The organism is Vibrio sp. Vb0667 (genome assembly GCF_033391095.1).
In genome coordinates this window covers 1-1196 of sequence record NZ_JAWPOL010000273.1, presented here as the reverse complement: position 1 = coordinate 1196, position 1196 = coordinate 1, and the positions used below count along the sequence as shown (strand labels likewise).

The following is a 1196-nucleotide window of genomic DNA, read 5'->3' as shown; positions in this document are numbered from 1 at the left end:
ATGCCGGAATTTCACCGTCCAGAGATGCCGGAATACACTATCCACGAATATGATCCTCTTATCGACTCATCAGATATGACACCAGCAGACTGGCAACAAATCGCTGATGACATTCGTGACAACTACGACAAGTACGATGGTTTCGTTATTCTGCACGGCACTGACACGATGGCTTACACCGCGTCGGCTTTGTCTTTCATGCTAGAAAACCTGGGTAAGCCAGTTATCGTTACTGGTTCTCAAATTCCTTTGGCTGAACTGCGCTCTGATGGTCAAGCAAACTTACTAAATGCTCTGCACATCGCAGCAAACTACCCAATCAACGAAGTCACCTTATTCTTCAACAATCAGTTGATGCGTGGCAACCGCAGCACAAAATCTCATGCTGACGGCTTTAATGCATTTACGTCACCAAACTTGCCGCCACTGTTGGAAGCGGGCATCAACATTCAGATTAGCAACAGCATCAAGGTGAACGCGCAACCTGAAGGTGAATTCAAAGTTCACAACATTACTCCTCAACCAATCGGTGTGATCACAATGTATCCGGGTATTTCGCATGAAGTTATCCGCAATACCTTGCTTCAGCCAGTGAATGCGATGATTTTGCTAACCTTTGGTGTGGGTAACGCTCCGCAAAACCCAGAACTACTAGGCCATCTTAAAGAAGCCTCTGAGCGTGGTGTTATTGTGGTCAACCTGACTCAATGTTTGGCTGGTAAAGTCAACATGGGCGGTTATGCGACAGGCTGTGCGTTGGCAGATGCAGGCGTAATTAGCGGTTACGATATGACGCCAGAAGCGGCGCTCGCAAAACTGCACTTCTTATTGAGCCAAAACCTGTCTTACGAAGAAGTAAAAGAGAAAATGCAGGAAGTACTGCGTGGCGAAATGAGCCTGTAAGCGCTTCTTCGAATCTCTAACAATGCTTAGATATTAAAAAAGCCCAATATTGATTGGGCTTTTTACTTTGGCATGAAGTGACAGAATCAATCGAGATTCGGGTTTACACGAACAATGTCACTTTCATCGGTATTGAACTGTTTTTTCAGTTCCTGTTTAGACTTAAAACTGATTTCACCACCAGCCGCAACCGTAATATGTTGCGCCTCAGTATTGTGTTTTGATTGATACAACATCACAGCTTGCATACACGAATCTCGCTGCTCTTTAGAAAGTGTTGTACCCTCAGGCCA

Annotated in this window: 2 protein-coding genes; one reads left to right on the top strand and one right to left on the bottom strand. The window is 45.2% G+C overall.

What is annotated here, in order from left to right; all coding sequences use genetic code 11:
• On the top strand, nt 1-903 hold a 903-nt coding region (ansA, locus tag R8269_RS25215; RefSeq protein WP_318222908.1), incomplete at its 5' end, for an asparaginase.
• An 86-nt stretch (nt 904-989) separates the two neighbouring features.
• On the opposite strand, the gene R8269_RS25210 is transcribed toward ansA, so the two are convergent.
• The coding region (locus tag R8269_RS25210; RefSeq protein ID WP_318222907.1) for a YeaC family protein at nt 990-1196 on the bottom strand (207 nt) is incomplete at its 5' end.